Origin of the sequence: Flavobacterium frigidimaris (assembly GCF_002217275.1) — a bacterium.
GTDB lineage: Bacteria > Bacteroidota > Bacteroidia > Flavobacteriales > Flavobacteriaceae > Flavobacterium > Flavobacterium aquidurense.
Window position 1 is genome coordinate 117,878 of record NZ_MUGV01000023.1, and the last position, 25,089, is coordinate 142,966.

18 protein-coding genes and 2 tRNA genes are annotated in these 25,089 nt (G+C 35.0%); 9 read left to right on the forward strand and 11 right to left on the reverse strand.

The genetic code is table 11. From position 1 onward, the window contains the following. The first annotated feature begins 150 nt into the window (after positions 1-150). Positions 151-1,476, forward strand: coding sequence for a sensor histidine kinase (locus tag B0A65_RS14710; RefSeq protein WP_074662760.1), 1,326 nt, complete (start codon positions 151-153; stop codon positions 1,474-1,476). A 275-nt stretch (positions 1,477-1,751) separates the two neighbouring features. On the opposite strand, the gene B0A65_RS14715 is transcribed toward B0A65_RS14710, so the two are convergent. The 5 genes from B0A65_RS14715 to B0A65_RS14735 form a co-directional block, all read right to left on the reverse strand. Further along, on the reverse strand, positions 1,752-2,081 hold the full coding sequence (locus B0A65_RS14715; RefSeq protein ID WP_074662763.1) for an MGMT family protein: 330 nt from the start codon (positions 2,079-2,081) through the stop codon (positions 1,752-1,754). A 210-nt stretch (positions 2,082-2,291) separates the two neighbouring features. Continuing rightward, complete coding sequence (locus tag B0A65_RS14720) at positions 2,292-2,930, reverse strand: LysE family transporter (RefSeq protein ID WP_074662766.1); 639 nt, start codon at positions 2,928-2,930, stop codon at positions 2,292-2,294. 43 nt (positions 2,931-2,973) lie between these two features. Continuing rightward, the gene (gene trmB / locus B0A65_RS14725; RefSeq protein ID WP_074662845.1) at positions 2,974-3,651 is read right to left on the reverse strand and encodes a tRNA (guanosine(46)-N7)-methyltransferase TrmB; all 678 of its coding nucleotides are present in this window, start codon (positions 3,649-3,651) and stop codon (positions 2,974-2,976) included. 508 nt (positions 3,652-4,159) lie between these two features. Beyond that, the gene (locus B0A65_RS14730; protein WP_074662769.1) at positions 4,160-5,542 is read right to left on the reverse strand and encodes an ammonium transporter; all 1,383 of its coding nucleotides are present in this window, start codon (positions 5,540-5,542) and stop codon (positions 4,160-4,162) included. A 263-nt stretch (positions 5,543-5,805) separates the two neighbouring features. Beyond that, positions 5,806-6,297: a nuclear transport factor 2 family protein gene (locus tag B0A65_RS14735; RefSeq protein ID WP_074662772.1), complete on the reverse strand. Its 492-nt coding sequence runs from the start codon at positions 6,295-6,297 to the stop codon at positions 5,806-5,808. Positions 6,298-7,108: 811 nt separating this feature from the next. Between B0A65_RS14735 and B0A65_RS14740 the strand changes: the two genes are divergently transcribed. After that, positions 7,109-7,771 carry a hypothetical protein gene (locus B0A65_RS14740; RefSeq protein WP_074662775.1) on the forward strand — a complete coding sequence of 221 codons (663 nt, stop codon included), beginning with the start codon at positions 7,109-7,111 and terminating at the stop codon, positions 7,769-7,771. A 468-nt stretch (positions 7,772-8,239) separates the two neighbouring features. Here B0A65_RS14740 and B0A65_RS14745 read toward each other — a convergent pair whose 3' ends face one another. From B0A65_RS14745 to B0A65_RS14765, 4 genes are all read right to left on the reverse strand, one after another. After that, complete coding sequence (locus B0A65_RS14745) at positions 8,240-8,554, reverse strand: HPF/RaiA family ribosome-associated protein (RefSeq protein ID WP_072970278.1); 315 nt, start codon at positions 8,552-8,554, stop codon at positions 8,240-8,242. A 387-nt stretch (positions 8,555-8,941) separates the two neighbouring features. Continuing rightward, positions 8,942-12,082: a DEAD/DEAH box helicase gene (locus B0A65_RS14755; protein WP_074662779.1), complete on the reverse strand. Its 3,141-nt coding sequence runs from the start codon at positions 12,080-12,082 to the stop codon at positions 8,942-8,944. Continuing rightward, entirely contained in the window at positions 12,079-12,474 is a 396-nt protein-coding gene (locus B0A65_RS14760; RefSeq protein WP_317044614.1) for a (deoxy)nucleoside triphosphate pyrophosphohydrolase, read from the reverse strand. The genes B0A65_RS14755 and B0A65_RS14760 overlap by 4 nt, the downstream gene beginning before the upstream one ends. 555 nt (positions 12,475-13,029) lie before the next feature. Then, the gene (locus B0A65_RS14765; protein WP_074662782.1) at positions 13,030-15,501 is read right to left on the reverse strand and encodes an AsmA family protein; all 2,472 of its coding nucleotides are present in this window, start codon (positions 15,499-15,501) and stop codon (positions 13,030-13,032) included. Positions 15,502-15,742: 241 nt separating this feature from the next. Here B0A65_RS14765 and trxA point away from each other — a divergent pair, with 241 nt between their 5' ends. Continuing rightward, positions 15,743-16,060: a thioredoxin gene (gene trxA / locus B0A65_RS14770; RefSeq protein WP_012023423.1), complete on the forward strand. Its 318-nt coding sequence runs from the start codon at positions 15,743-15,745 to the stop codon at positions 16,058-16,060. A gap of 210 nt (positions 16,061-16,270) precedes the next feature. On the opposite strand, the gene B0A65_RS14775 is transcribed toward trxA, so the two are convergent. Together B0A65_RS14775 and B0A65_RS14780 are read right to left on the reverse strand one after the other, a co-directional pair. Next, a complete protein-coding gene (locus B0A65_RS14775; protein WP_074662786.1) occupies positions 16,271-18,370 on the reverse strand; it encodes a tetratricopeptide repeat-containing sensor histidine kinase in 2,100 nt (699 codons plus the stop codon). Next, positions 18,367-19,074 (reverse strand): LytR/AlgR family response regulator transcription factor, encoded by a 708-nt coding sequence (locus B0A65_RS14780; RefSeq protein WP_074662790.1) that lies wholly within the window; start codon positions 19,072-19,074, stop codon positions 18,367-18,369. Before B0A65_RS14780 ends, B0A65_RS14775 begins: the two co-directional genes overlap by 4 nt. Positions 19,075-19,265: 191 nt before the next feature. Here B0A65_RS14780 and B0A65_RS14785 point away from each other — a divergent pair, with 191 nt between their 5' ends. The 6 genes from B0A65_RS14785 (at position 19,266) to B0A65_RS14815 (ending at position 24,995) form a co-directional block, all read left to right on the forward strand. Further along, entirely contained in the window at positions 19,266-19,811 is a 546-nt protein-coding gene (locus tag B0A65_RS14785) for a hypothetical protein (protein ID WP_074662793.1), read from the forward strand. Positions 19,812-19,859: 48 nt separating this feature from the next. Beyond that, positions 19,860-20,453, forward strand: a complete 594-nt coding sequence (locus B0A65_RS14790; RefSeq protein ID WP_074662796.1) for a DUF4082 domain-containing protein — start codon at positions 19,860-19,862, stop codon at positions 20,451-20,453. A 233-nt stretch (positions 20,454-20,686) separates the two neighbouring features. Further along, positions 20,687-23,263 carry a M1 family aminopeptidase gene (locus B0A65_RS14795; RefSeq protein WP_074662798.1) on the forward strand — a complete coding sequence of 859 codons (2,577 nt, stop codon included), beginning with the start codon at positions 20,687-20,689 and terminating at the stop codon, positions 23,261-23,263. Continuing rightward, positions 23,260-24,186, forward strand: a complete 927-nt coding sequence (locus B0A65_RS14800; protein ID WP_074662801.1) for a DUF58 domain-containing protein — start codon at positions 23,260-23,262, stop codon at positions 24,184-24,186. Before B0A65_RS14795 ends, B0A65_RS14800 begins: the two co-directional genes overlap by 4 nt. A gap of 86 nt (positions 24,187-24,272) precedes the next feature. Next, a tRNA-Asp gene (locus B0A65_RS14805) sits at positions 24,273-24,346 on the forward strand. Positions 24,347-24,921: 575 nt separating this feature from the next. Then, a tRNA-Asp gene (locus tag B0A65_RS14815) sits at positions 24,922-24,995 on the forward strand. The last annotated feature ends 94 nt before the right edge of the window (positions 24,996-25,089 follow it).

Here is a 25,089-nt window from a genome sequence, read left to right on the forward strand (position 1 = left end):
AAATCATCTTAATGCCGTAATCTGTGGCGATAAAAAAAATACTAAGGGATAGATTGATTTTAATCTAATTTTATCTGCTTAAATCTGCAAAATCTGCGTGAAACAAAAATCATTATAATCCTGCAATCTATGGCAACAAAAATATAAAATATGAAAAATTGGAAGTTTTATAACGCCTTATTTGTGAGAGTCTTGTTTGTCATGACGCTCTTTTTCTTTTGCGTTTTTCTGATCTATAAAATGTTTTATTACAATGCTATATTGTTTGGACTCTTTGCTGTTGTAATGTTGTTCGAAATGTATTTTTTCGTCAAAAACCAATTGTTGTTTTATGACAGAACATTGCTTTCCATGCTTCAAAAAGACTTTTCAACTAATTTTCCCGAAGAAAATAAAAAAGAGAATTTCAAAAATTTATATCTTTTATATGATGCTTTAAAAATCCAGCAGCAGGAACAAACTTCAAAAGAACTGGTCTATCAATCGATCTTAAATAGTATTGACACGGGAACTTTAATTTTAGAAAAGGAGAATGACGAGTGGAATATCTTTTTGATGAACGATTGCTTTTCTAATTTATTCAAAGTACCAAAAGTCAGTCATTGGAGTTACTTAAAAAACTATTTGCCTTCGCTTTGTAATGAAATTGAAAAGTCTGATTTTGCTGAGCTAAAGTCGGCTATTTCAATAAAAATTGAAGAGCAGGATCTGCAGACTTTTATGCTCCAAACATCACTGACTAAAACCTATGATAAAGAATATTTCATCATTTTATTAGACAGTATTCAGTGTGTGATTGAGAAAAAAGAAAAAGAAGCCTGGATTAATTTGATGAAGATTATCTCGCACGAGTTAATGAATTCCCTAACGCCCATTCGTGCGCTTTCGCAGAATTTACTCCAAATTGTCGATCAGGAAAAACTCGAAGAAGATGATTTTGAAGACATCAAAAGCAGTATTTCAACAATCATAAACAGGAGTGATCACTTACAGGTTTTTGTGGAGAATTACAGAAAGCTTGCAATGCTTCCGACGCCAACAAAAGTGATGACGCCAATCAACGCGCTTTTCGATGATTGCCTCCGAATCATGAATCCGATTTTAAAAGCGGAGAATATTGAATTGATCAATGATATTAATAGTTCACGTTCCATTTTAATTGACAAAAATCAGATGGAGCAAGTCGTTATCAATTTGATTACGAATAGTATTTATGCTTTAAAAGAGAAGAGCGAAAAGAAAATGTTTCTGTCAGGTTATACCGAAAACAATCGTTTTTTCATCACGATTTCGGATAACGGAAAAGGAATCGATTCTGAAATCAGAGACAAAGTTTTTCTACCGTTTTTTACTACAAGAAAAGACGGCGCCGGAATTGGGTTAACACTTTCTAAAAATATCATCGAAGCCCATGGCGGTTATTTGAGTTATCAAACAGATGAGGATAAAACGAGTTTTGTTATTTGCTTGATTTGATTTTTTCCCACCATATAAGTGATATAAGTTCATTATGGATTGCGGATAAATCTCTCGCAAAGACGCAGAGTCGCAAAGTTTTTGTTTCACGCAGATTCTGCAGATTTAAGCAGATTTACTATATAAACAATCTGCGTACATCTGCTTAAATCTTTTAAAAATCTGCGTGAAATAATCTTTTCATCTGTAGGAGTAAATAAAAACTTTGCGCCTTCGCGCCTTTGCGAGATTAAATGAAAAAGTGAAGTAAAACCTTAAAAATGAACTTATATCACTTATATGGTGGAAACATCAGGCGTCCAAAAGTGTTTTTCAAAATCGATAATTTGATTGTCCACGACTTCAATGCCTTCGTTTTCGAGAAGTTGCTGCATTAAATTTGTTCCGTCAAAATGATGTTTTCCGGTTAAAAGGCCTTTTCTATTGACAACACGATGTGCGGGAACATCATCCATATTATGGCAGGCATTCATTGCCCAGCCGACCATTCGGGCGGAGCGAGCGGTTCCTAAAGCTTTTGCAATAGCGCCATAAGAAGTTACTTTCCCGTACGGAATTTGTCTGGCAATCGCATAAACTCTTTCAAAAAAATTATCTTCAGCCATGGGTTTTAGAATTGGTTTCACGCAGATTTGAGCAGATTTAAGCAGATCAAATATAAATCTTTTTAATCCTTAATAAGTTGAATATTTTATCAAATAGAAACATTAGTTTAGTCAAAAATATCCCTTTAAATCTGCTTAAATCTGCAAAATCTGCGTGAAATATTTTTTTACCACAAAGAGCGAATCCCTTAATCTGTGGCAAGCTAATCTTTACCCGAAATAGTAATTCAAAATATTAAAAAGAGTAACTACGGCAACTAAACCCGTAATGCTTCCAATAATGGTATTCATGTTGCGCATCACATAATCGGTTTTCTTTTCTATTTTTCCGAAGAAGCCAATATAACTGTATAAAGCAGCAAATGAACCCAATACAGAACCCATTACAAAAGTAAAAATGATATTGCTTTCAAACACAAAAAGATGGTAAGATGCCAAAGTAACGCTCACCAAAACGTAATACGGAATCGGGAAAAAGTTCAATCCCGAAAGTAACATTCCTAAAAAGAAACGACTTTTTTTACTGCTCTTTTTGATCTTTGATTTCTTTTTGGTTTTCGGTCCTTTGGCGATAAACAGAAAATAAATCGTTAGAATCGAAAAAATAACAAATCCAACCTCGCGCAATAAGGTCACAACATCCGGACGATTATCGATTACATGTGCAAATAAAAGCGCTACATAAACCTGAAAAAAAATCACGACAAGCGCTCCCAAAACAAACCATAAAGCATTTTTTCTGCCTTCTTTTAAGTTTACTTTTGCGGCCGTCATGTTGATTAAACCAGGCGGAATAATCCCAATGAAAGCGGCAATAAAACCTGAAAGTAATGGAGTAATTAAGACCATTCAGTTGTGTGATGGGTTAGTAAAATCTGTTTTTAAAATTAAATTAGTCTTTAATTTTAAAACGAATATACGTAATTGCCTTGTTAATTTCTAAATATTGTTTTTCATAAAAGGTCTGAAAAGCAGTAACTTCTTCCGGACTTCCTTCGTTAGTATACACATTATGATTCGCATATAAAACTTCATGTCCTTCGCCGTGAAGCAATCCAAGCGTATAACCGTGCATAAATTCGCTGTCTGTTTTAAGGTTTACGACACCGTCTTTTTTAAGGATTTTTTTGTACAATTTCAAAAACTCAGAATTCGTCATTCTGTGTTTTGTTCTTTTGTATTTGATTTGCGGATCCGGAAAAGTAATCCAGATTTCATCCACTTCATTTTCATTAAAGATATGATCAATTAATTCGATTTGAGTTCGAATAAAAGCAACATTATACAATCCGGTTTCAACAGCGGTTTTAGCACCTCTCCAGAAACGAGCCCCTTTAATATCAATTCCGATAAAATTTTTGTCCGGATATCTTTCTGCTAATCCAACAGAATATTCTCCTTTTCCACATCCTAATTCTAAAACTAATGGATTGTCATTTTTAAAGAAATCAGAGTTCCATTTTCCTTTTAAAGGCATTAAATCGCCTACAACTTCTTCTCTGGTTGGTTGAAAAACGTTTTGAAATGTTTCGTTTTCCCTGAATCTTTTTAGTTTATTTTTACTTCCCACTTTTACAAAAATTTTCAGCAAAATTAAGGAATATAAACGAATGAATCAGGCAGATTGGTTTAAAAACTAGATTATATATATTGGATTTGTTTTTTTACCACTCCCGATAGCTATCGGGATCACAGATTAAAAAGATTTTTAAAACTCAGATTTTGTAAGCTGGTGTAGTCCCTACGGGACATTAATTGTGGTCGTATTTATTTTTCTACCAACATTTAACTCCTAAAGGAGTATATCTCGTAGAGATTACATGTTGGTAGAAAAATAGTCGCCACGCCAAACATTGTTCCGTAGGGACTATATATTAATTGATGTGATTTTCTGTTTGTATGATAAAAAATATTCTCTCGCAGATTTAGCAGATTCAGCGGATTAATTAAATGTAAATTATTTTTTATCTGCCAGATCTGCTAAATCTGCGAGAGAACAATGTAAAAAGATTAGCACAGATTTAAGTCAATCCACTAATTATTGGGAATTTGTGTAATTTGTGGTGAACTTTTTAATATCACCCGTAATGTGGTTCGGTAATTGGTTTTGATTTTGGATCAAGTGTTTCATCATGTTGTGATAAATCCAATCCGATGTGCTCGGATTCTTCTGAAACTCTTAGCGGAATAATAAAGTTGGTTACTTTGAATAAGAAATAAGCTCCGAAGAAAGTAAAAATAGAAACCAATACCAACGCCATCATATGATGTCCGAAAACATTCCAGCCTCCGTGTAACAAACTCGCATCTTCACCGTGAGCAAAAATAGCAGTCAGAATCATTCCCATAATTCCACCAACACCGTGACAGGCAAAAACGTCAAGCGTATCATCAAATCTTTTTGAGAAACGACAATTTACAACTGAATTGGAAACCAAAGCCGTTACAAATCCGAAAAACATACTTTCCGGAACTGATACAAATCCTGCTGCCGGCGTAATCGCTACCAAACCAACAACGGCTCCAATACAAGCGCCTAAAGCCGAAACTTTTCTGCCGTTCATTCTATCGAAGAAAACCCAGGTTAACATGGCTGCTGCCGATGAAGTTGTTGTCGTTGCAAAAGCCATTGCAGCAGTTCCGTTCGCTGCAAGCGCTGAACCTGCGTTGAATCCGAACCAGCCAAACCAAAGCATTCCGGTTCCTAATAATACAAACGGAATATTAGTTGGAATATGATCGCTGTTTTTTCTTTTGCCTAAAACCAGAACTCCGGCCAAAGCGGCAAATCCTGAACTCATGTGTACAACTGTTCCTCCGGCGAAATCTTTAACGCCAAAATAACTTCCTAAAACTCCTGTTGGATACCAAACGGCATGACACAAAGGAGCATATATGAAAATCGTAAATAAACTGATGAAAATTAAATAAGAAATAAAACGAACGCGCTCTGCAAACGAACCGGTAATAATGGCCGGAGCGATGATCGCAAATTTCATTTGGAACAAAGCAAAAAGCATAAACGGAATCGTGCTCGCTAATTTTTTATGGGGTAAAATAGTAACGTAATCCATGAAGGCAAAAGTGGTCGGATTTCCGAAGAAGCTGTAAAAGTGTTTTCCGGATCCAAAACCAACAGGATCTCCAAAAGCCAAACTAAAACCAACGACAACCCATAAAAGCGTTACAACGCCCAAACAGATAAAACTTTGTAACATGGTCGAAATCACATTTTTCTTACCTACCATTCCGCCATAGAAAAAAGACAATCCCGGTGTCATGATTAAAACCAGACAGCAAGAAGTTAACATCCAGGCAACATCGGCAGGAACAATTTGATCTGTGGTGCCAAATTCGGATAGTACGTAATTATTTTGGGTAACTGTTGGCCAAAATGCGCCCGTAATACAAACTAAACTTATAATAATAAAGGAAATGATCCAGCGTCTTTCTATTTTCATTTTTCAAATACTTTATTGAACCCTATTTTTTTTGGGGTCAAAGTTAAAAAAAAATAAAGATTTTGATTTTTAGGGCTATAAAAATAGAGGTTTGGTTTTTATTTTAGTCAATTTTGTAAAATTTGAACCGTTTTTTTAAGACAATGTTATTTTAAGGTTATAAATTCAGTCTAATATTGTCAATTGTATTATAATTAATTTGCCAATATTTTTTGTAAAGTCCTAGAAAAGTTAGGATTATAAGAAGAAACTTAGAAAAAGTTTTATTTTTTCTTGAGCTTCTCGATCAAAGCGTCTTCGATTGGTGCTTTTATTTTAATCGCAGCACTAACTTCGTCATTCGGAACGGTCATTGATAAAACGTACTGCTGAATTTTCCATTCTTTACCTACTTTCACCAAAACGCCGGAACCGCGACAAATTTTCATTTGCGTATTTAGCAATTCGTCAAACCAGGCAACCTTTCCGGTTTTATCAAAAAAGATATGACGTTCCAGAGACGTAAAATTCCATGTTTTTCCACTTTTAAAAAAAGGCTGGGCCCAAGTTTGGAAGTCTGGTTTAACCCAATTTTCTGTAGCATCTGTCCCAATAAAAATCGCATCTTCCGTCATTGCATTAAAATAGTCTTCAAATTTCGCATCGGCGGCGGCTTTGTGCCAGGCATCGAGAGTTTTGTTGATTTTTTCTTTTTCCGAATTTTGCGCATTGGCAAAAACGGTCACAAACAATAAAAGGATAATTGATTTTTTCATGGGTTTGGTTATTTGAGTTAAAGATAAGAATCAATTACTAAATGATAAAAGTTTCACGCAGATTTTGCAGATTTAGGCAGATTTTTAATGATTTTATTTAAGCTTAATCTATAAATAATCTGCGCAGATCTGCTTAAATCTTTTTAAAATCTGCGTGAAACAAAACTTTGCTCCCGGTAGCTATCGAGAGCAGAGTTGTAAAAGTTTTATTTAGCCACAGATTAAAAAGGTTATTTCACGCAGATTTTGCAGATTTAGGCAGATTTTTAATGATTTTATCTAAGCCTAATCTATAAATAATCTGCGCCGATCTGCTTAAATCTTTTTAAAATCTGCGTGAAACAAAACTTTGCTCTCGGTAGCTATCGAGAGCAGAGTTGTAAAAGTTTTATTTAGCCACAGATTAAAAAGGTTATTTCACGCAGATTTTGCAGATTTAGGCAGATTTTTAATGATTTTATCTAAGCCTAATCTATAAATAATCTGCGCCGATCTGCTTAAATCTTTTTAAAATCTGCGTGAAACAAAAACACTGGTCCCGATAACTATCGAAAGCGGAGCGGCAAAGTTTTATTTTTAGCCACAGATTAAAAGATTCACACAGATTTAATTTATAAATGATCTGCGCAGATCTGCTTAAATCTTTTTAAAATCTGCGTGAAACAAAACTTTGCTCCCGAAGCCTCGGGACTGCGCCTTTGCGCGATTAAATGACAAAGTAAATCACGGTAAAACTTAATATGAACTTATATAACTTATATGGTGTAATTTTAAAAAAAGAGTATATTTGGATGCTTTAAAATACCACATCATGAATCCGAAAATATTTATCAGTTCGATTGTTATTAGTTCCTTGTTTTTTGTGTCTTGCAAAAAGGAATTAGAACCTCAGGAAAGTACGCCCACTTCTGAATTAGTTAAATTGGGATTGATGAAAGATACGGCCAAAGTCAAGTCGGTAGTGGAGGCACCACAGCCACAGACCAATCCGAATACCGTATTGGGTGAAACAAAAGGATTAAATCCGGCACACGGACAGCCAGGACACCGTTGTGATATTGCAGTTGGAGCGCCGTTGAATTCGGCTCCCGCGCAAGGACAGCCTGTACAGCAAACACAAACCGTACAAGTAAATCCGAATCAGAAAAATATTGTTACTACCACTGTTGCAGCTCCGGTAAAAGTAGCGAAAGGAATGAATCCGTCGCACGGCCAGCCAGGACACAGATGTGATATTCCGGTTGGAGCGCCTTTAAATTCGCCTGTTGCAAATGCAGTTGCGGCAACACCAGCACAAGGCGGAAGTAGTACCTCAAAAACCTTTACCGTTACACCACCAGCGGGAACTCAAAATGCAGTTCCGGCTTTATTAAGTACCGAAGCACCCACAGTTGCCGAAGGAATGAATCCGGCTCACGGACAACCCGGACACCGTTGCGATATTGCAGTAGGTCAGCCTTTACCGAAATCCTAAATTTTTCCACCATATAAGTGATTATAAGTTCATTTTAATTGGAGTGTTTACTTTGCGCTATTTTTCCACCATATAAGTGATTATAAGTTCATTTTAATTGGAGTGTTTACTTTGCGCTATTTTTCCACCATATAAGTGATTATAAGTTCATTTAATTTGGGGGTGTTTACTTCGCGCTTATTTTTTAATAGAAGCTCATATAAGTGTTGAATTTAATAAGTGTTGAACTTAAATTTCACACAAAGTCGCGAAGTCGTAAAGAAAAATAAACTTTGCGACTTCGCGACTTTGCGAGAGATATTTATGCGCATACCTAAGTGAACTTATAATCACTTATATGGTAGAAAAGCGTGAGAATTACCACCTATAAGCAACCTAATATGTGCTTTTATTATATCTAATAAAAAATAAGCGTACAGTTATTAAATGAACTTATAATCACTTATATGGTGGAAAAAACGTTTGTTATTAAAAACTTTTTTGTTTTTCGAAAGTAGTCGTCAATGTTTTTTTGGCTTTTGCCAAAGCGCCACTAAAAGCTTTTTCAAGTGTATCTGAGTGTTCTGTAACGGTTATGGGTTGTAATTTTGCTGTGCGGACTTCGATTACACACTTCTTATCATTTAAACTGAATTTCTCGCCGTTTTCATCACCAAAATGAACTTCAACGCGGGTAATTTTTTCTTCAAAACGGGTAAGCCCTTTTTCTAATTCTCCAGAAAAATAAGCTTCTAATCTTTCGTGTCCTTCTATGTTTTTGTCGGTATTGATTTGAATTTTCATATGGTTTATATTTAATGATTGTTTCTCAAAGCTATCTTTTTTAAGATGAAAAGCCAAGTGAGTTAAGGAAACATTATGAAAATATATTGGGAAATTTCAACGCCTAGTTTGTCATTCCGAGGCACGAGGAATCCCCGCAAGTAACTCGACAATCAAGAGCACACAAAAAAGGAAAAGTTGATTATTCCGATTCAGATTTTCTTAATTCTAAATTTAATTATGTGATCACAGCAATCACACTTAATAGAGCTATTATCATCTACATCCATATCTATTTCAATTTCATAATCACAAACAGGACAATTGTAAATAATATCTAGAAGTTTTATAGGTGGATTTAGTACAGTTGGGATTTCTAAGATTGAATATTTTATCATATTTTTTATATTAACCTATCGACATTTTTGCAGACTCAGTCCAAAGATAATTAGGTATTGGCTCGTTTAACTCCCACTTAATATTCATTGGTTTTGAGCCTTCAGTCTCTTTAAAAATGCCTTCTCCAATAAAAATATATCCAAGTGTGTTTCCATTTTCATCTTTACCTTTTTCTCTGACAAAAAGTAATATTTTTTTATTTCTTTCAAGGTGTTTTATGTATGAAACTCCTTTGTCAGTTTCCGGTCCATAGGCATTATGTGACTGCCAATGAAATAATGTCTCATTTATTGCATAGTCCTCATACATAGTTGTAGGAGAAAAATCCTCTTCAGATTTAATTAAATTGATAAAAAGTATTTCAGTATTTAAATTTTTGTTTTCGGCGGCACCTTCTCTATTAGATGATTTTTTATCAAATGTACTTAGACCGAACGCAACTAATATTTGATCTCTTGTATAACGAGCATGTAATTTTAATGGTTGGTCATAAGGCAACTGAATGTCAATTTCTTTAAAACCAATTTTATCAATCAATATCTCTAAAACTTCTATAATCTCATTGACAAGAGTTTTGTTCTTTCCTATTTGAATTATACTTTTTTCCAAAGAATCGAACCCACCAGCGCTTTGCCAGACATCATAATGTAGCATTAGCAACATGTTTTTTTGATTTTCGTCAAAATCGGCAATTCGAATGTTGAAACTCTTTTTGGCAATCATTAAAATGAAATTGAAATAACTAGTAGAATTGGTAGATAACCATTTTTTACTGATAGCAGAAAGTATTTGTTTTTCATTGGTGTTTTCAAAATCTTTAATTACTCCTGCTCGTTGTAGTAATCTAGACCAGCTATCTTTTTTATAAATCGTTTCAATAGGAATGTGATATAAATCAATAAAATTGTTTAACGTTAATGGCAAATCAGTTTGATGTTGAAAATTTGTGATTTTAGTTATTAATTGATTTACATTTAAAGATGTTGCCTTTTTTATGTTTTCAAGAATTGTTTCTTTTACTTTTTTCTCCAAAACAACAGAACAACCTAAAGGTAAATGTGGAAAGTCATCTTCAATTTCTTTTTGAACTGATGTTGTTGTTTTACCTATTAAGGCTCTAAATTTATTTTCAAAATCATATTCGGGTCTTGAGTTTCCAACAAAATCTAAAACTGTCAAACAATCTTTTCCTTCTGCCAAACGTAAACCTCGGCCTAACTGTTGAAGAAAAACTGTCAAACTTTCCGTCGGCCTTAAAAACAAAACGGTATCAATTTCAGGAATATCTACACCTTCATTAAAAATATCAACTACAAACAAGTAATTAAATTCTTTTTTCTTGAATTGCTCTCTAATTCTATCACGATTATTGGAGTTTTGGGCAGTTAAATATTCTGCTTTTAAACCTGCTAAATTGAATTTTTCGGCCATAAAAATGGCATGCTCAATTGTTACGCAAAAACCAATAGCACGTACATCATTTATATCATTTGTATATTTATTCAGGTTAGAGATTATTTCCCCGACTCGAACATTGTTTTTGGTATACAAACTTGTTAATTCGCTTGCTGCATATTTGCCTTTTTCCCACTTTACATTAGTTAAATCAATACTGTCAGTAATTCCAAAATACTGAAAAGGGCATAATAATTTTTTATTTAACGCCTCAGGCAATCTAATTTCAGCTGCGATACGATTACAGAAATCCGCCAATATATCTGCATTATCCGTTCTTTCAGGAGTTGCAGTCAGTCCTAAAAGTACTTTTGGTTTGAAATAATTTATTATTGGTCGATATGTTGCGGCAGAAATATGATGTACTTCATCAACAATAATAAAATCATAATATTCAGGCGAAAGTTTAATTTCTTTAAGTCTATTATTTAAAGTTTGAACAGAAGCAAAAACATATTCATTAGAATTTGGTTCGATCCCATCGACCCATAAATCCCCAAAATTATTATCTTTTAAAATACCTTGAAAAGTTGCTTTTGCTTGTTGTAAAATTTCTTTTCTATGAGCAACAAAAAGCAATTTGGATGATTTGTTATTGTTTTTAAAATTTTTGTAATCAAATGCAGAAATAACAGTTTTCCCTGTTCCTGTAGCAGCAACTAAAAGGTTTCTATTTCTATTATGAACTACTCTTTCAACTTCTAATTTTTCAAGAATTTCACTTTGATAATGAAAAGGTTTGATGTCAAAATAAGTTGTAGAAAAGGTATATTCTTTTGAAAATCTCCCTTGTTTAAGAGCTTCAACTAATTTCACAGAATGAATATTTTGATCATATAATTCAAATTCTGAATTTTGCCAATAGGCTTCAAATGTTTTTTTGAATTTATCAATAATATGTCCAACTTCTTTGGTGGTCACTTTTAAATTCCATTCTAGTCCATCAGTTAAAGCTGAACGAGAAAAATTCGAAGAACCAATATAGCCAGTATGAAATCCTGTATTTCTTTGAAATAAATAGGCTTTTGCATGTAAACGCTCATTTCCGGTATTGTATGAAACCTTTACTTCTGTATTATTTAATGACGCTAAGAATTCAATTGCTTTTGAGTCCGTTACACCGATATAAGTAGTCGTAATTACTCTTAACTTCCCACCTCTTTCTGTAAATTCTCTCAATTCGCGTTCAAGAATTCTGATTCCTTTCCATTTAATAAACGAAACCAATAAATCAATTTTATCAGATGATAAGATTTCTTTTCGCAATTCACTTTCAAGCGTAGTTCCAGAATTACCTCCTGTAAAGAGTTCACTATGAATAAGTCTAGTGTAAGGAGTGATTTCTTTTAAATGCAAATCTAAATCCGTGAAATGTGAGTCTATTTTTGTAAAAACAGCTTTTAGAATTTTTCCTTCTGTTTCAATCAAATCACCTTCGAATTCTTCTTTTTTAAGTTCTTCTTTTAGAAATAGAATAATCTTATTTGCAATTTCAATTTGTGTCTCAATCGCATCTTCACCTTTAATTAATGTGAAAGCATGTTTTATAGTATTGCCAATATGTTGGGATAAAATCTGAGCTGCTTCTGCTTTATCTATTGGAGTTTTTTTTACTTGAAATGTTTCTTTATCTAGTTCGTTTATTTTGTAGTTTATTAGTTTAGTAACTAATTCTTCATATAATCCTTGGTTCATATTTCAAGTTTTAAAAATTCTTCAACGATTGGTAAATCTGCCTCAGCCCAATCAAGATTTAATAATTCGGATTTTTCTAGCAGTCTGTAATTTTTATGTTCTGCTAATTTAATTTCACCGGAAAGATAGTGCGCTAAAAAAGGGATTAGATTGATTTTAAAAGCACCATAATCGTGAATATTATTTGAGAGCCTTTTTAAAACTTCAATGTTTATGTTTATTTCTTCTTTTATTTCTCTTTTAATACAATCTATTTCATCTTCATTAATTTCTAATTTGCCACCCGGAAATTCCCATTTTAAAGGTAATTTCATTTTTTCATTTCTTTGAGCAACTAATACTTTCTCATCTTTTAAGATAATTGCACATGTGACATTTATAATTTGCGACATTTTAATATTGTGATGTTTGTACGAGGTAATAATATTTTTTAATAATTATGAAAGGTAATCATAATTAAATATGTTTTGTTTCTTATGATAAGAATTAACCTTCTTATGAAACCAAGACCCCTAGCCCTGATAGAAGCGGTATCCTTTTTAGGCAATATGAAACTTCTCGTTTGCCGTAAATGATCTGCCTAAAAAGATACAAGTGGATAGCAGGAAATAGCTCCTAATAAAAAAGAAATTCCAAAATTTAAGTTCCAATTCTTTATTTCTTGTGTTCTGTGTCAATCTTTGTCGAGTTTCTTGCGGGGATTTGCTTCGCCAGTCGCTATCGCTCGAGTCTCGTTCCTCGGAATGACAAGATTGCGTTGTACTGCTTTATTTTTAGGCTTTAGTGCCAATCTTTGTCGAGTTTCTAGTGTGATCCTACCTTCGTCAGGATGACAAGATTGTGGCAACTTTGTCGAGTTTCTTGTGTGACTCTTCTCCCGTCCCGAACCTTCGGGATCGGGACGCTCAGAGTGACAAACTGTGCCTTCTATGCAATAATGAACGAGGTTATTTCTCCTTTTTATTCTTCCCCTTATCCTTCTTTCCCCACTTAATTTTCATTTTCCCACCATCATCAACAGCAAGTAAATGCAGGACAATTCCGCGATCGCGAACGGCATCGCGTTCGGCTTTGGTGGCGAGTTTGGCGTCGTCTTTAGAGTTTCGGAGTGGGATGGTGAGCGCCATATTGGTGCCGCGGCCAAAGGAATATACACCTTCGGCATCGAGGTTGAGAACGCTGGAACTTATGGTGAGTTTATTGACGTCGACCAGTTCGCCGCGCAGTTTGCAATTGCCGGATAAATCGCTGAAAGTAATGTTTTTTACATCGCGAAACGGAAATGCAAATTTGCCGATTTTAACGATTGGCTCAAAGTTTATTAAAGCGCCGTGAGTGACCTTGAAATTCAGGCTTCCGTGTGTCGAATTCGGAACCAATTCGCCGTTATGGATCATTCCGGTCATATCGGTGTTGCTGGTGAGCTGTCCGCGAATATTATTGGGCGTAAATGATTTGATTCCAAAGTTGTTAAACGATTTTAAAAACTGCGTTATATCAACCTGATTGACCTGTGCGTTGGAAGCGAAATTGTAATTTTTACCATTTGGAGAAAGCGTCGTACTAAAATTAATACTTCCGCCACACGTTTGCAGCGAACCGTTTTTGATCACCAATCGCGAATCGATCATCTGAATCACCGCTTTCGTATTGGTTGCGGTCAATTTATTGTAAGTGATTTTATCGGCTTTAAGGTTAATGTCAACAATGCATTTTTCGATCGCGTTGCGCAACTGATTCGACATAGAAGGTTTTTTGGCAGTCACTTTCCTTTTTTGTGAAGTGGCCAAAACACCCAGAAATTGTTTAACATCGATACTTGGGCAATAGATATTCCAGTTTACGACCATTTTCTCGGGAGCATCGTAATACAGATTCAGGAAATTATTGATTTTTCCGTCTATAAAAATGGTGTTGTTTTTATGTTTGTACGCAATTTTATTAATGATCAAAGCCTCTTGCGTAAATTGTAGCTGTACGTTTATTTTTTCGGCATTAATGTTTTTCGGAATAAAATGGAAGGAGACATTTTTAACGTCTACGTTTCCAATAAAACGCGGTTTGGTAATGTATAAATTGACAATGTCAAACTGAAATTTAAGGTTGAGCGTGGCGTGACCTTCGGTAAAATGAATCCATTTTTCGGTATCTTCTTCGTTCATAACCGGAAGGTCAAAATCAGAATTCACGATTCCGGTTGCCAATGGTTTTTCGAGATTGTTGATGGATAATTGCGCAATTTTAAGCGGAACATTTCTGTATTTTGCAGAAAAACGGGTTAGAATTACAGCCGAATTGGCATCGCTAAAACCTTCTTTTGGTTTGAAATTATTGGTAAAAATGCCTTTGAAATTACAATCAGTCAATAAGCCATCGGGAATACTCAATTCGTTGTTATGCACTTCGGCCTGAACCACAATTCGCGGATCACCTTCGGCATTAAAATCGCCTTTGATATCGCAATTCACATTAATTTCTTTTTTCAGATTAAAATGGTTCAGCTTAGAACTGATGTTTGCCGATAATAAATTGGAAGCATTTTGCCATAAAATCGTAGTGCTAATGTTGATGCCGAACAGCGCGCTGCCTTTGGCTAAATTGAAAAAAGCAACGATATCAAAAGAATCGGATCCAATTTTTAGACCCTCTGTTTTTACATCTATTTTTTCTCTTTCAGCCGAATAGGTAACGGCAAAAGTGCCTTTGAGACGTTTCTGTTTGGCGAAACTTCCGTGAACGGTATTGAAGGCCAAACTGCCAATTTGAGTATCCAGAAAAACATCCGTTTTCCAGTCGTCTCCGTCGTAATGTACTTTCGATTTTAAACTGGCGACATCAAAATCGAATAATTTGTGACCAATGCGGTTGTCCAGAATAAAATGAACATTGTTGAGGTCGACTTGATTAATAGTCGTTTCGCTGTCCGATTGGGTTTCGGGTGTTTTTTTCTTTTTTGGCTTAAAAATATCCGAGTTAGAATAGCCATTTTCGGCTTTATAAAGATAAATCTGGGCGTCGTTGATCAGGATTTTATGGATGTTGATTTCCTTTTGCAGTAAACTCCAAACGTTTAAACGGACTTCTATTTCTTTGGTTTTTAGTAACGTATGTTTGTGGGTTTTCCATTGTTTGTCTTTCAGTTCGACATCTTTTAGGGCCACAGTAAAATTTGGCAAACCGGTTAAAAATTTATATTGAAAATCGCCAATATGAAAATCGCCGTTTATATTATCGTTGATTTTAGTATTGATTTTGGCCATGATCTCGGTTTTGTTTCGATTGAAATAAATCGATAGTCCGGCACCGGCAATTAGCACTAATGCGACAAGTCCCAAAACAAAAAAGCCAAAACGTTTGGCGTATTTTTTAAAACGAGCCGATTGCAAAAAAAGTTTTATTTTATGTAAAGTTGCTGTCATCTGGACGAATTTTCTTAATCATTAAAGATAAGATAAAAAATAATGTGATTTTAATATTTTGGTTTTCAATTTATTAAGATGCAAAGGCTTGTGAATAACGGACATGAAAATTATATAACTATTGACAATGCATTTATAATCAAAACTAATTTGGGAATGGTGTTTCATTCGTATTTAATTTTTAAATTTGTACTCTAGTTTGAAGATTAATAATTCAGACGTAATTTAAACCTAAGATATTATGGCATTAGCAATAACAGATGCTACTTTTGACGAAGTAGTTTTAAAGTCAGATAAACCAGTAATGGTAGATTTTTGGGCAGCATGGTGCGGTCCTTGTAGAATGGTTGGACCAATCATTGACCAATTAAGCGACGAATACGCAGGTAAAGTTGTTGTTGGTAAAGTGGATGTGGATGCTAACCAGGAATTCGCTGCAAAATATGGTGTGCGTAACATACCAACCGTTTTGGTTTTTCATAACGGTGAAGTTGTAGGTAAACAAGTAGGAGTTGCTCCGAAACAAACTTACGCAGATAGTTTAGACGCTTTGTTGTAATCGTAAGATTATAATTGATATAAAAAAGGTTTGGCGAAAGTCAAGCCTTTTTTATTGGGCTTTTTGCCACTCCCGATAGCTATCGGGATAAAAAGATTTTGTTTCACGCAGATTCTGCAGATTTTAGCAGATTCTGCAGATTTATTTAAAAGCATGTATTTAAATCTTTTTTAAACTTTCCTAGTAAATAAATAATCTGCGCAAATCTGCTTAAATCCTTTTTAAATCTGCGTGAAAAAATATAATAGTAAAAGTTGTTCCGGAATCAGGTTTTGAAACGACTTCGATTTTAGCGCTAATTGCTGTTGCGAGATCACGGATTAAATGCAAACCTAATCCTGATTTGATTCCGATTACTTCTGAGTCGTCGTACAGGGCTTTGAATTTTTCCTGAGTTCCGCCTGGGCCGTTGTCGGTTATGGAGAGAAAGGTTTGATTGTTTTCTTGCCAGGCTTTCCAGATTATTTTTCCGTTTGACGTTTTGTCGAGTGCTTTTATGGCGTTTCCGGTTAGGTTTCGGAGGATGGTTTTGAGGTAATTTTCATCCGTATTTAAGATGAGGTTTTCCGGATCTTCGAAGGAAATTTCTATGTTTTCAACACTAGAAAAATGTTTTTTAGTTTCTTCAAATAAACCGGAAACTGGAAATGGATGAAACTGAGGTTTAAAGTTTTCCATTTGGCCTTTGCTCCACAATAAAATATCTTCCATTGATGATAATAAATTTTCGGCTCCGGTAATTACTTTTGTTTGCATTCGCAAAGCGGTTGCTTCGTCAATGAGCTCCGGACTTTCTTTTTGAAGATGCAAAAAGTGAATTAAGTTCGAAACCGGACTTCTTAAATCGTGGTTTAAAATACCAAAAAACCTTGCCTTCGTCTTGTTGGCTTCGTCTAATTGGGCATTCAAAAGCTGTAATTTTTGATTGGTTCTTTTTCTGTTTTGGCTTTGCTTAAATAATAAAAGTAGAATAATGCCAACCAAAGCCAATCCTGAAATTAGAAAAACACGCTGCTTTTTAGCTTCTGAAATTTGGATATTTTTGATCGTATTTTGGGCCGAAAGATTTTTAATTTCCTGACCTTTTGCTTTGTTTTGAAAACGGGCTTCGGCGTTGGCAATATTTTGCTTTGCCGACTCGAGCATCATTTCGTCACTGGCCTGACTGTAAATCTCGTTGTATTTGTAGGCTTCTTTCCAAAGCCCTAACGCTGCATAACTCTGAGCTAATTTTTTATTGATGCTGACATACGATTCTTTGTCATACGTATAAGCATTTTTGGAGGCCAAAGTCAGGATTTCGATTGCTTTTTTATAGTCTCCTTTTTCATATAAAACCCTTCCCATAATTGTGTTGGCTTCCATAATAATATCTTCGTCGTTGGCTTTTTGTCCGAGCAAAACTGCTTTTTTAGCATAATAATAAGCAGCATTATTCTGGCGTTCGTTTACGTAATATTCAGAAAGGCTTCGGTTGGCAAAACTCAGATTCAGAAACAGGGAATCTTTGACAGTTGGATACGTATAAATGAGTTTATAATACTTTTGAATGCTGTCGAACTTTTTCATCGGAACAAAACACTGCAGATAATAATTACAGGAAAAAGCGCAGATATAAGGCGAAGTTTTAATGTACGGCTGTGCGTAATTTAAATATTCAATCGCTTTGTTAAATTGCTTCATTTTGGAATATGCCGCGGCAATCTGACTGTACGATACACCAATTGTCTCACTATTTGCTACGCTTTTTTTGAGTAGTTTTTTGTAATTAATCGCTTTGAGCTGATAGCCGATAAAAGTTTCATACTCAGCATTGTCCAGATAATATTCGCCAAGGCTTCCGTTAAGAACAGATTTAGTATTGATGTTTTTTGTAGTGTCTAAAACCTGCTTCATGTACGCTACTAATTGTTTCCTTTTTTCAGTTTCGTTAAGCGCATAATACATATAACTCAAACGCATCAACGTAGACGTTTCGTTTTTAAGATGCCGGGCTTTTTTAGCATATTGCAGTGCTATTTCATAATTAAGCATGGCCTTTTTAGTCTGGTTGTTGTTGAATTCGTAGGCATTTCCTTTCAAGAAATAGAATCGTGATTTGTAAGCGAGATTATTTTTAGAAAGCTCAATTCCTTTTTGTGCTGCGATAATTAATTGTGGATAATTTTCAGCATCTAAAAATTTATTAGTGTAGGTAAGCCATGCTTTTAGCTTTTCGTTTTCTGTTTTATATCGTGCCAAATTGGGTTCCTGCTGAGCAAAAGCAGTAGCTGTTATAAAAAGCAATAGCAAGAATCCCCGTTTTTTCATGAAATAAAGTTTAGGTTCTCTTTATAACTTCTTCCAACCGGAATAGCAATGTCGTTGTTTAAAATAATTTCGGAAGAATTTACTTTTTGGATAAACTGTTTCTGAACCGCAAAACTTCTATGAATTCTGATGAAGGACTGAAAATGATCTTCTTTCAACAAATTTCCTATACTCGACAAAACACAATGCCTCTTTTTATTGGTAATAATCAAAGTGTAATCTTTTAAAGCCTCCAGATATAAAATTTCGTGAAGTTTGACTTTTGTTTGTTCGTGACCTTCCTTAATATAAATGGTATCGCCGCCAATGCTTGCTTCAAAAAGAGAAGCTTTGAGTTTCACTTCCATAAACTCTTCAATTCGGCTTACGGTTTGGTTAAAACGATCTAGTTTTAAAGGTTTTACGATAAAGTCTAGTGTTTCGATTTCAAAACTTTCAACAGCATGTTCCGGGTGTGCGGTTATAAAAATACAAACCGGAATTTCCAACGCTTTTTTTCTGAACTCAATTCCGCTTAAACCGGGCATATCAATATCGAGAAACAAGATATCAATATCTGTGGTCTCAATAAAAGGAAGTGCTTCTTCAGCCGATTCAAAAACACTCAAAATATCCAGAACAGGAAATTTTTTGGCAAACGATACTACCGTCAGCCTGTCAATTTCGTCGTCATCAATAATAATACAAGTGTATTTTTTGATCATTTATTTGGTTTTTGTGTCGTCTGTCTATTTAAAATGTCGTCTGTCTATTAGTGGTTTTTGGCCTGATTTTAATCCTGCAAATTTGTCTTGTAATACTTCATCAGCAGAAAAAAAGAAGCTTTTGACTTTTACAAAAATAATGCTATTGAATTAAATAAGAACCATTTAATAAATTTTTAAACTAAATTATTATGAAAATTTTAAAAACCATTTTGACCCTTTTTTCTATTGTAGTTTTCACCGCTTCATGCAGTAGTGATGATGGAGTTGACGGAACCAACGGAGTTGACGGACAACAAGGAGCGCCGGGAGCAACAGGAACAGCAAATGTAATTTATAGCGCATGGCTAACAGCTCCTACAGCAGTTGCAGAAACAGTAGACGGTACTTCAGGAATGTCTACTACGATTAATGCACCAGAATTATCAGAAGATATTCTTGCCAAAGGAACTATCCTGGTCTATGTATCTTTTGGGTCAGGTACATTCACACTGCCTTACACATCAACAGCTGGTGGATTTGTAAATACCATTACGGCAATTTCTACTGCGAAAAAAATCAAATTATTCCGATTCAGACATGACGGCGGAGGAACTGTAAATCTTCCGACTTCATTATCATGGCGTTATGTTTTGATTCCGGGAGGCGTGGCAGCTGCTACAGCAAAAACAGCAAAATTGGATTATGCTAAAATGAGCTACGAAGAAGTTTGCGCGCATTTTAATATTCAACCCTAAGTTTCGAAAGAAAAATTAAACCAGATAATAACATTCAAATATATTATTATGAAAACTTTAAAAACCATTTTTACTATTTTATCCGTCGGACTTTTAACCCTTTCGTGTAGCAGTGATGATGACAAACCAGATCCGGTTACGTATACTGCTGAAAACCCGCTAGATTTATATATGGCTACATCAGGATTTAGCCAAAAAGCTGTAGATCAAAAAAACGCAGGAATTTACGAATATGGTTTCAGTTTTAAGCCAACCGTAACAGGCAAAATCACTTCCTTTTTTGCCAAAATTCCAGATGTAAACACTGCTTTACGAATTACGTTGTGGGATGTAGCAACCAAAACAGTTATAAAATCGGAAACAATGAATGTTTCTGTAGCGAATATGGCTTTTGAAAAAACGCTTTTGCCAATTGTGCTTACAAAAGACAAAGAATATTTTTTATCGGTAAATAGCGACGACTGGATCAACAGAACCAAAACGGACGGATCTGCTACAACTTACCCAATCGTAGCCGGAACTATTACCATCACAGGTTATGCGTACGTATCGAGTACTGCTTCAGAAACTATTTTTCCAACCAATGCACGTTATACTTATTATGCAGGAGACATAAGTTTTAAATTTCAACAAACTGAGTAATTTGTTTTTGGATAGCTTGAATTAGTAAGTTTGTGAAAAGGTCTGGCAATCGTCAGACCTTTTTTTTAGTATTTAGGGTGTTCAATTTTTTTTCGCCACGAATTCACGAATTATTTTAAAATTAATTAATATAAAATTCGTGAATTCGTGGCTATTTTTTTTAAACAACAAATGGAATAATCGTCCAAAACCAATCCTTTTTTTTATTTTTAACGAATCTTATATTTCTTAAAATGAAAATCCACTACAGCTTTCTTTGTTTTTTTACTTTCATTACCATTGGTTTTTCGCAATCCAAACAAAAAGAAAATCTTGTTTTAGAAAATGGCGTTTCAGAGCAAATGGCTATTTTTCGTAAACAGCAAATCTCTAATGTTTCTTACGGATTGTCTTTTGAGATTCCGAATCAGAAAGACCAGGATATTAGTTCCCATTTAAATTTAGAATTGACTGTGTCCGATTTAAGTCAGCCTTTGTATTTGGATTTTAAGGAGAAATCTCAAAACATAAAATCAATTTCAGCAAACGGAAAAAATATCGCGATTGTACACGAAAAAGGGCATATTGTTATTCCGACTTCAAGTTTGCTTTCAGGAAAAAATACGATCACCATTTCTTTCATCGCAGGTAATTTATCTTTAAACCGAAATGACGATTTTCTATATACCTTATTAGTTCCGGATCGTGCGAGTACGTTGTTTCCGTGTTTCGATCAGCCAAACATAAAAGCAACTTATAAACTAAGTTTGACGGTTCCAAAAGAATGGTCGGTTTTGGCAGGAGCCGATGTAAAAGAAAAGGTAGAAAAAGGCGATTTTACAGGCTATACTTTTGGAGAATCAGACAAAATGAGCACGTATTTATTCTCCTTTGTGGCTGGAAAATTCAAAAGTGCAACAGAGAAACCAGGCAATTTAGAAATGACGATGTTGTATCGCGAAAACAATCCGGAGAAGCTAAAATTCAGTACCGATACCATTTTTAAATTACACCAACAATCCTTAGAATTCTTAGAAAAATATACCAACTATAAATTCCCTTTTCAGAAGCTGGATTTTGCTTCGATTCCGGTTTTTCAGTATGGCGGAATGGAACATGTGGGTGCTATTCAGTACAGGGAATCGACTTTGTTTTTAGATCTTAGTGCTACAGACAGCGAGAAACTAGACCGTGCAAAACTTATCGCGCATGAAACTTCGCATATGTGGTTTGGTGATTTGGTGACGATGAAATGGTTTGATGATGTCTGGATGAAAGAGGTATTTGCCAATTTCATGGCAGACAAAATCATGAATCCAATTTTCCCGAAAGTGAATCATAATTTGCAGTTTTTTAGTGCACATTATAGTAACGCTTACGCGGAAGATCGTTCGTTGGGTACACATCCAATTAAACAACATTTGGCCAATCTGAAAGATGCTGGTTCGCTTTACGGTGCTATTATTTACAACAAAGCGCCGATTATGATGCGTCAGTTGGAAGCTTCGATGGGAAAAGAAGCTTTTCAAAAAGGTATCGAAAAATACATTAAAAAATACGCCAACGACAATGCTGACTGGAATAATCTGGTTGAAATTCTGGATGCTGAAACGCCGCTGGACATGCAAAAGTGGAGCAAGGTTTGGGTGAATAAATCGGGCAGGGCTATTTTTACAGATAAAATAGAATACGATAATCAAGGCCGAATCAAGAAGTTTGAAATTGAGCAAAAAGCAGAAGACAAATCAGGAAATGTCTGGCCTCAGGTTTTTCAGATTGGATTGGTTTATGCCAATGATGTGAAGGTTTTAACGGCAAATATTACAGATAAAAGCCTAGTATTAAAAGAGGCTATCGGACTTGAGAAACCGATACTGGTTGTTTACAATTATAATGGTTTTGGATACGGTGTTTTTCCGCTTGACGGGAATCATTTAGATGCTATTTCCACTTTGAAAGATGAGGTAGCACGTGCTTCATCTTACAGTAATCTTTATGAAAATACTTTAATTGGAAACATTGCGCCGATCAAAGCTTTTGATTGTTTTTTGAAAGGAATTCAAACCGAAGAAAATGAATTGGTTTTAAGAATTGCTTCCAATAATCTGAATTCGATTTTTTGGAAATTCCTTACAGAGCAACAGCAGCATAAAGTTCAGCCACAACTTGAAGTTATTTTATACGAAAGATTGCAAACGAATTTGACAAGTAACATCAAAAAGACGTTATTCAATTTATTTAGTTCCATTGCGTATTCAGATTCGGCGAAAGCCAAATTATATAAGATTTGGAACAAAGAAAAAGTGATTCCGAATTTGAAATTAAACGAAGACGATTACACCAATATCGCGATGAATCTGGCGATTTTCAAACACGAAAAAGCAGATGAAATTCTGAATAAAACAAGAACAACCATCACCAATCCCGACAAACAAAAGCGATTTGAGTTTTTGCTTCCTTCGTTGTCGAAAGACGAATCGGTTCGTGGTGCTTTTATGGAATCCTTAAAAGACGATAAAAACAGAGAAAAAGAATCCTGGGTTTCGATTGGTTTGGCGAACATTCATCATCCGCTGCGTCAGGAAAGTGCACAAAAGTATATTCGTTTTTCATTAGATTTGACAGAAGAAATTCAGCGCACCGGAGATATTTTCTTTCCGAAAGACTGGCTGAATAATACGATTGGGAAATATTCGTCGAAATATGCTTTTGATGAAGTGCAGCGTTTCTTAAAAGAAAACCCTAATTTTAGTCCGATATTAAAACGAAAATTATTGCAGGCGACAGACGGTTTGTACCGTGCCCAAAATATTAAAAAAGAAACCGAATGAAAATTGAATCGGAAATAGAGAAAGTCTCCAGTTTTCAGCATCTTGAAATGCTGGCGAATCAGGTGGTAGAAGGTTTTATATCCGGAATGCACAAGAGTCCGTTTCATGGATTTTCGGCTGAATTTGCTGAGCATAAAGTGTATAACGCAGGAGAAAGTACCAAACATATCGATTGGAAATTATTTGCCAAAACCGATCGTTTGTACACAAAACGCTACGAGGAAGAAACTAATTTACGCTGTCATCTTATTGTCGATAATTCGTCGTCGATGCATTATCCGGAATTAAAATCGAATCAGCCTTTTTATGAAAAGAAGATTGGTTTTGCGGTTTTGGCATCGGCCGTATTGATGAATATTTTAAAGAAACAACGCGACGCTGTTGGCTTAAGTGTTTTCTCAGACAGCTACGAATATTACGCTCCCGAAAAAGGAAGTGATCGTCACCATAGAATGTTGCTTAATAAATTAGAGCAATTATTAGAACAGCCCAAAATCAAAAAAAGCACGGACACGATTACATATTTACACCAAATTGCAGAAAAAATGCACCGCCGTTCGATGATTATTCTGTTTACGGATATGTTTCAGTCAGAAGACGATGAAAAGCTTTTTAATGCCTTGCAACATTTAAAACACAACAAACATAAAGTAGTTTTGTTTCACGTCGTTGATCATGAAACGGAGCTGAAATTCGATTTTGATAACACACCAAGGAAGTTTATTGACTTAGAATCAGGTGAGGAAGTATCGATTTTTGCTGATAATGTGAAAATGGAATATGAAAAAAGGGCAGAAGCCTACTTTAAAAACCTGGCTTTAACTTGTGCGAAGAATCAAATTAAGTACGTTCCGGTCAATGTTGGTGATAATTTTGAAAAAATCCTGACTACATATTTGGTTGAAAAACAAAACTTTGGCTAAGAATTTAAAAATATATTTAATTTTTTTTAGCAAAACACTTGCAGAAATGAAATTCTGTACTATCTTTGCAACCGCAATAACGCAGAGGTTTGGTAGTTCAGTTGGTTAGAATACATGCCTGTCACGCATGGGGTCGCGGGTTCGAGTCCCGTCCAGACCGCAATATTGGGGAAAGCCTTTCTTTTAAGAAAGGCTTTTTTGCCCAAAAACGGTATCTAAGATTAGTTGTGTTGTTTGCTACGACTTTGTAACTCGTAGCTGGTTTAGTAGTTAGACCAATGAAAAGCTTTCCACTTTTGTGGATGGCTTTTTTGATTTATAACACTTTTGATTTAACAGCAAAGAGCGCTAAGATTTACGCAAAGTCCGCAAAGTTTTTTTAAAGCTTTGCGGACTTTGCACTTCTAATGATTTATTGAATTGGATTTTTTAAACATAGCCCGTGGTTTCAACCACGGGGATACGGATTGTGATCATGATTGTGCCCTAATGATTGTGACCCCGTGGTTGAAACCACGGGCTATGTTTGACAAGAAAATGTATATTTATGTACGAAAAACCTTTGTCAAAGTTTCGGACTTTGACAAAGGTCTGCGTATTCTATTGGAATTTGGTTTCGAAGCCTCGGGGTAAAAGATTGGAATTTAGTGAATTAAAAAAATCTCAATTTTTATTCGCAAAAACCCTTGCAGAATCAAAGTTCTATTGTATTTTTGCACTCACAATAACGCAGTTGGTTTGGTAGTTCAGTTGGTTAGAATACATGCCTGTCACGCATGGGGTCGCGGGTTCGAGTCCCGTCCAGACCGCAATATTGGAAGAAGCCTTTCTTAACGGAAAGGCTTTTTTGTTTTTTGGCTTAACCGCAAAGTTAGCAAAGTTTTAATGGATCAAGACGTAAAT

Bases quoted from the DNA above. Each gene is read 5' to 3' on its own strand.
- B0A65_RS14765 (WP_074662782.1), bottom strand. From the start codon at position 15,501: ATGACAGCAACTTTACATAAAATAAAACTTTTTTTGCAATCGGCTCGT.
- B0A65_RS14745 (WP_072970278.1), bottom strand. From the start codon at position 8,554: ATGAAAATTCAAATCAATACCGACAAAAACATAGAAGGACACGAAAGA.
- B0A65_RS14785 (WP_074662793.1), top strand. From the start codon at position 19,266: ATGAAAATTTTAAAAACCATTTTGACCCTTTTTTCTATTGTAGTTTTC.
- B0A65_RS14730 (WP_074662769.1), bottom strand. From the start codon at position 5,542: ATGAAAATAGAAAGACGCTGGATCATTTCCTTTATTATTATAAGTTTA.
- B0A65_RS14755 (WP_074662779.1), bottom strand. From the start codon at position 12,082: ATGAACCAAGGATTATATGAAGAATTAGTTACTAAACTAATAAACTAC.
- B0A65_RS14790 (WP_074662796.1), top strand. From the start codon at position 19,860: ATGAAAACTTTAAAAACCATTTTTACTATTTTATCCGTCGGACTTTTA.
- B0A65_RS14775 (WP_074662786.1), bottom strand. From the start codon at position 18,370: ATGAAAAAACGGGGATTCTTGCTATTGCTTTTTATAACAGCTACTGCT.
- B0A65_RS14760 (WP_317044614.1), bottom strand. From the start codon at position 12,474: ATGTCGCAAATTATAAATGTCACATGTGCAATTATCTTAAAAGATGAG.
- B0A65_RS14720 (WP_074662766.1), bottom strand. From the start codon at position 2,930: ATGGTCTTAATTACTCCATTACTTTCAGGTTTTATTGCCGCTTTCATT.
- B0A65_RS14735 (WP_074662772.1), bottom strand. From the start codon at position 6,297: ATGAAAAAATCAATTATCCTTTTATTGTTTGTGACCGTTTTTGCCAAT.
- B0A65_RS14800 (WP_074662801.1), top strand. From the start codon at position 23,260: ATGAAAATTGAATCGGAAATAGAGAAAGTCTCCAGTTTTCAGCATCTT.
- B0A65_RS14740 (WP_074662775.1), top strand. From the start codon at position 7,109: ATGAATCCGAAAATATTTATCAGTTCGATTGTTATTAGTTCCTTGTTT.
- B0A65_RS14715 (WP_074662763.1), bottom strand. From the start codon at position 2,081: ATGGCTGAAGATAATTTTTTTGAAAGAGTTTATGCGATTGCCAGACAA.
- trxA (WP_012023423.1), top strand. From the start codon at position 15,743: ATGGCATTAGCAATAACAGATGCTACTTTTGACGAAGTAGTTTTAAAG.
- B0A65_RS14710 (WP_074662760.1), top strand. From the start codon at position 151: ATGAAAAATTGGAAGTTTTATAACGCCTTATTTGTGAGAGTCTTGTTT.
- B0A65_RS14795 (WP_074662798.1), top strand. From the start codon at position 20,687: ATGAAAATCCACTACAGCTTTCTTTGTTTTTTTACTTTCATTACCATT.
- B0A65_RS14780 (WP_074662790.1), bottom strand. From the start codon at position 19,074: ATGATCAAAAAATACACTTGTATTATTATTGATGACGACGAAATTGAC.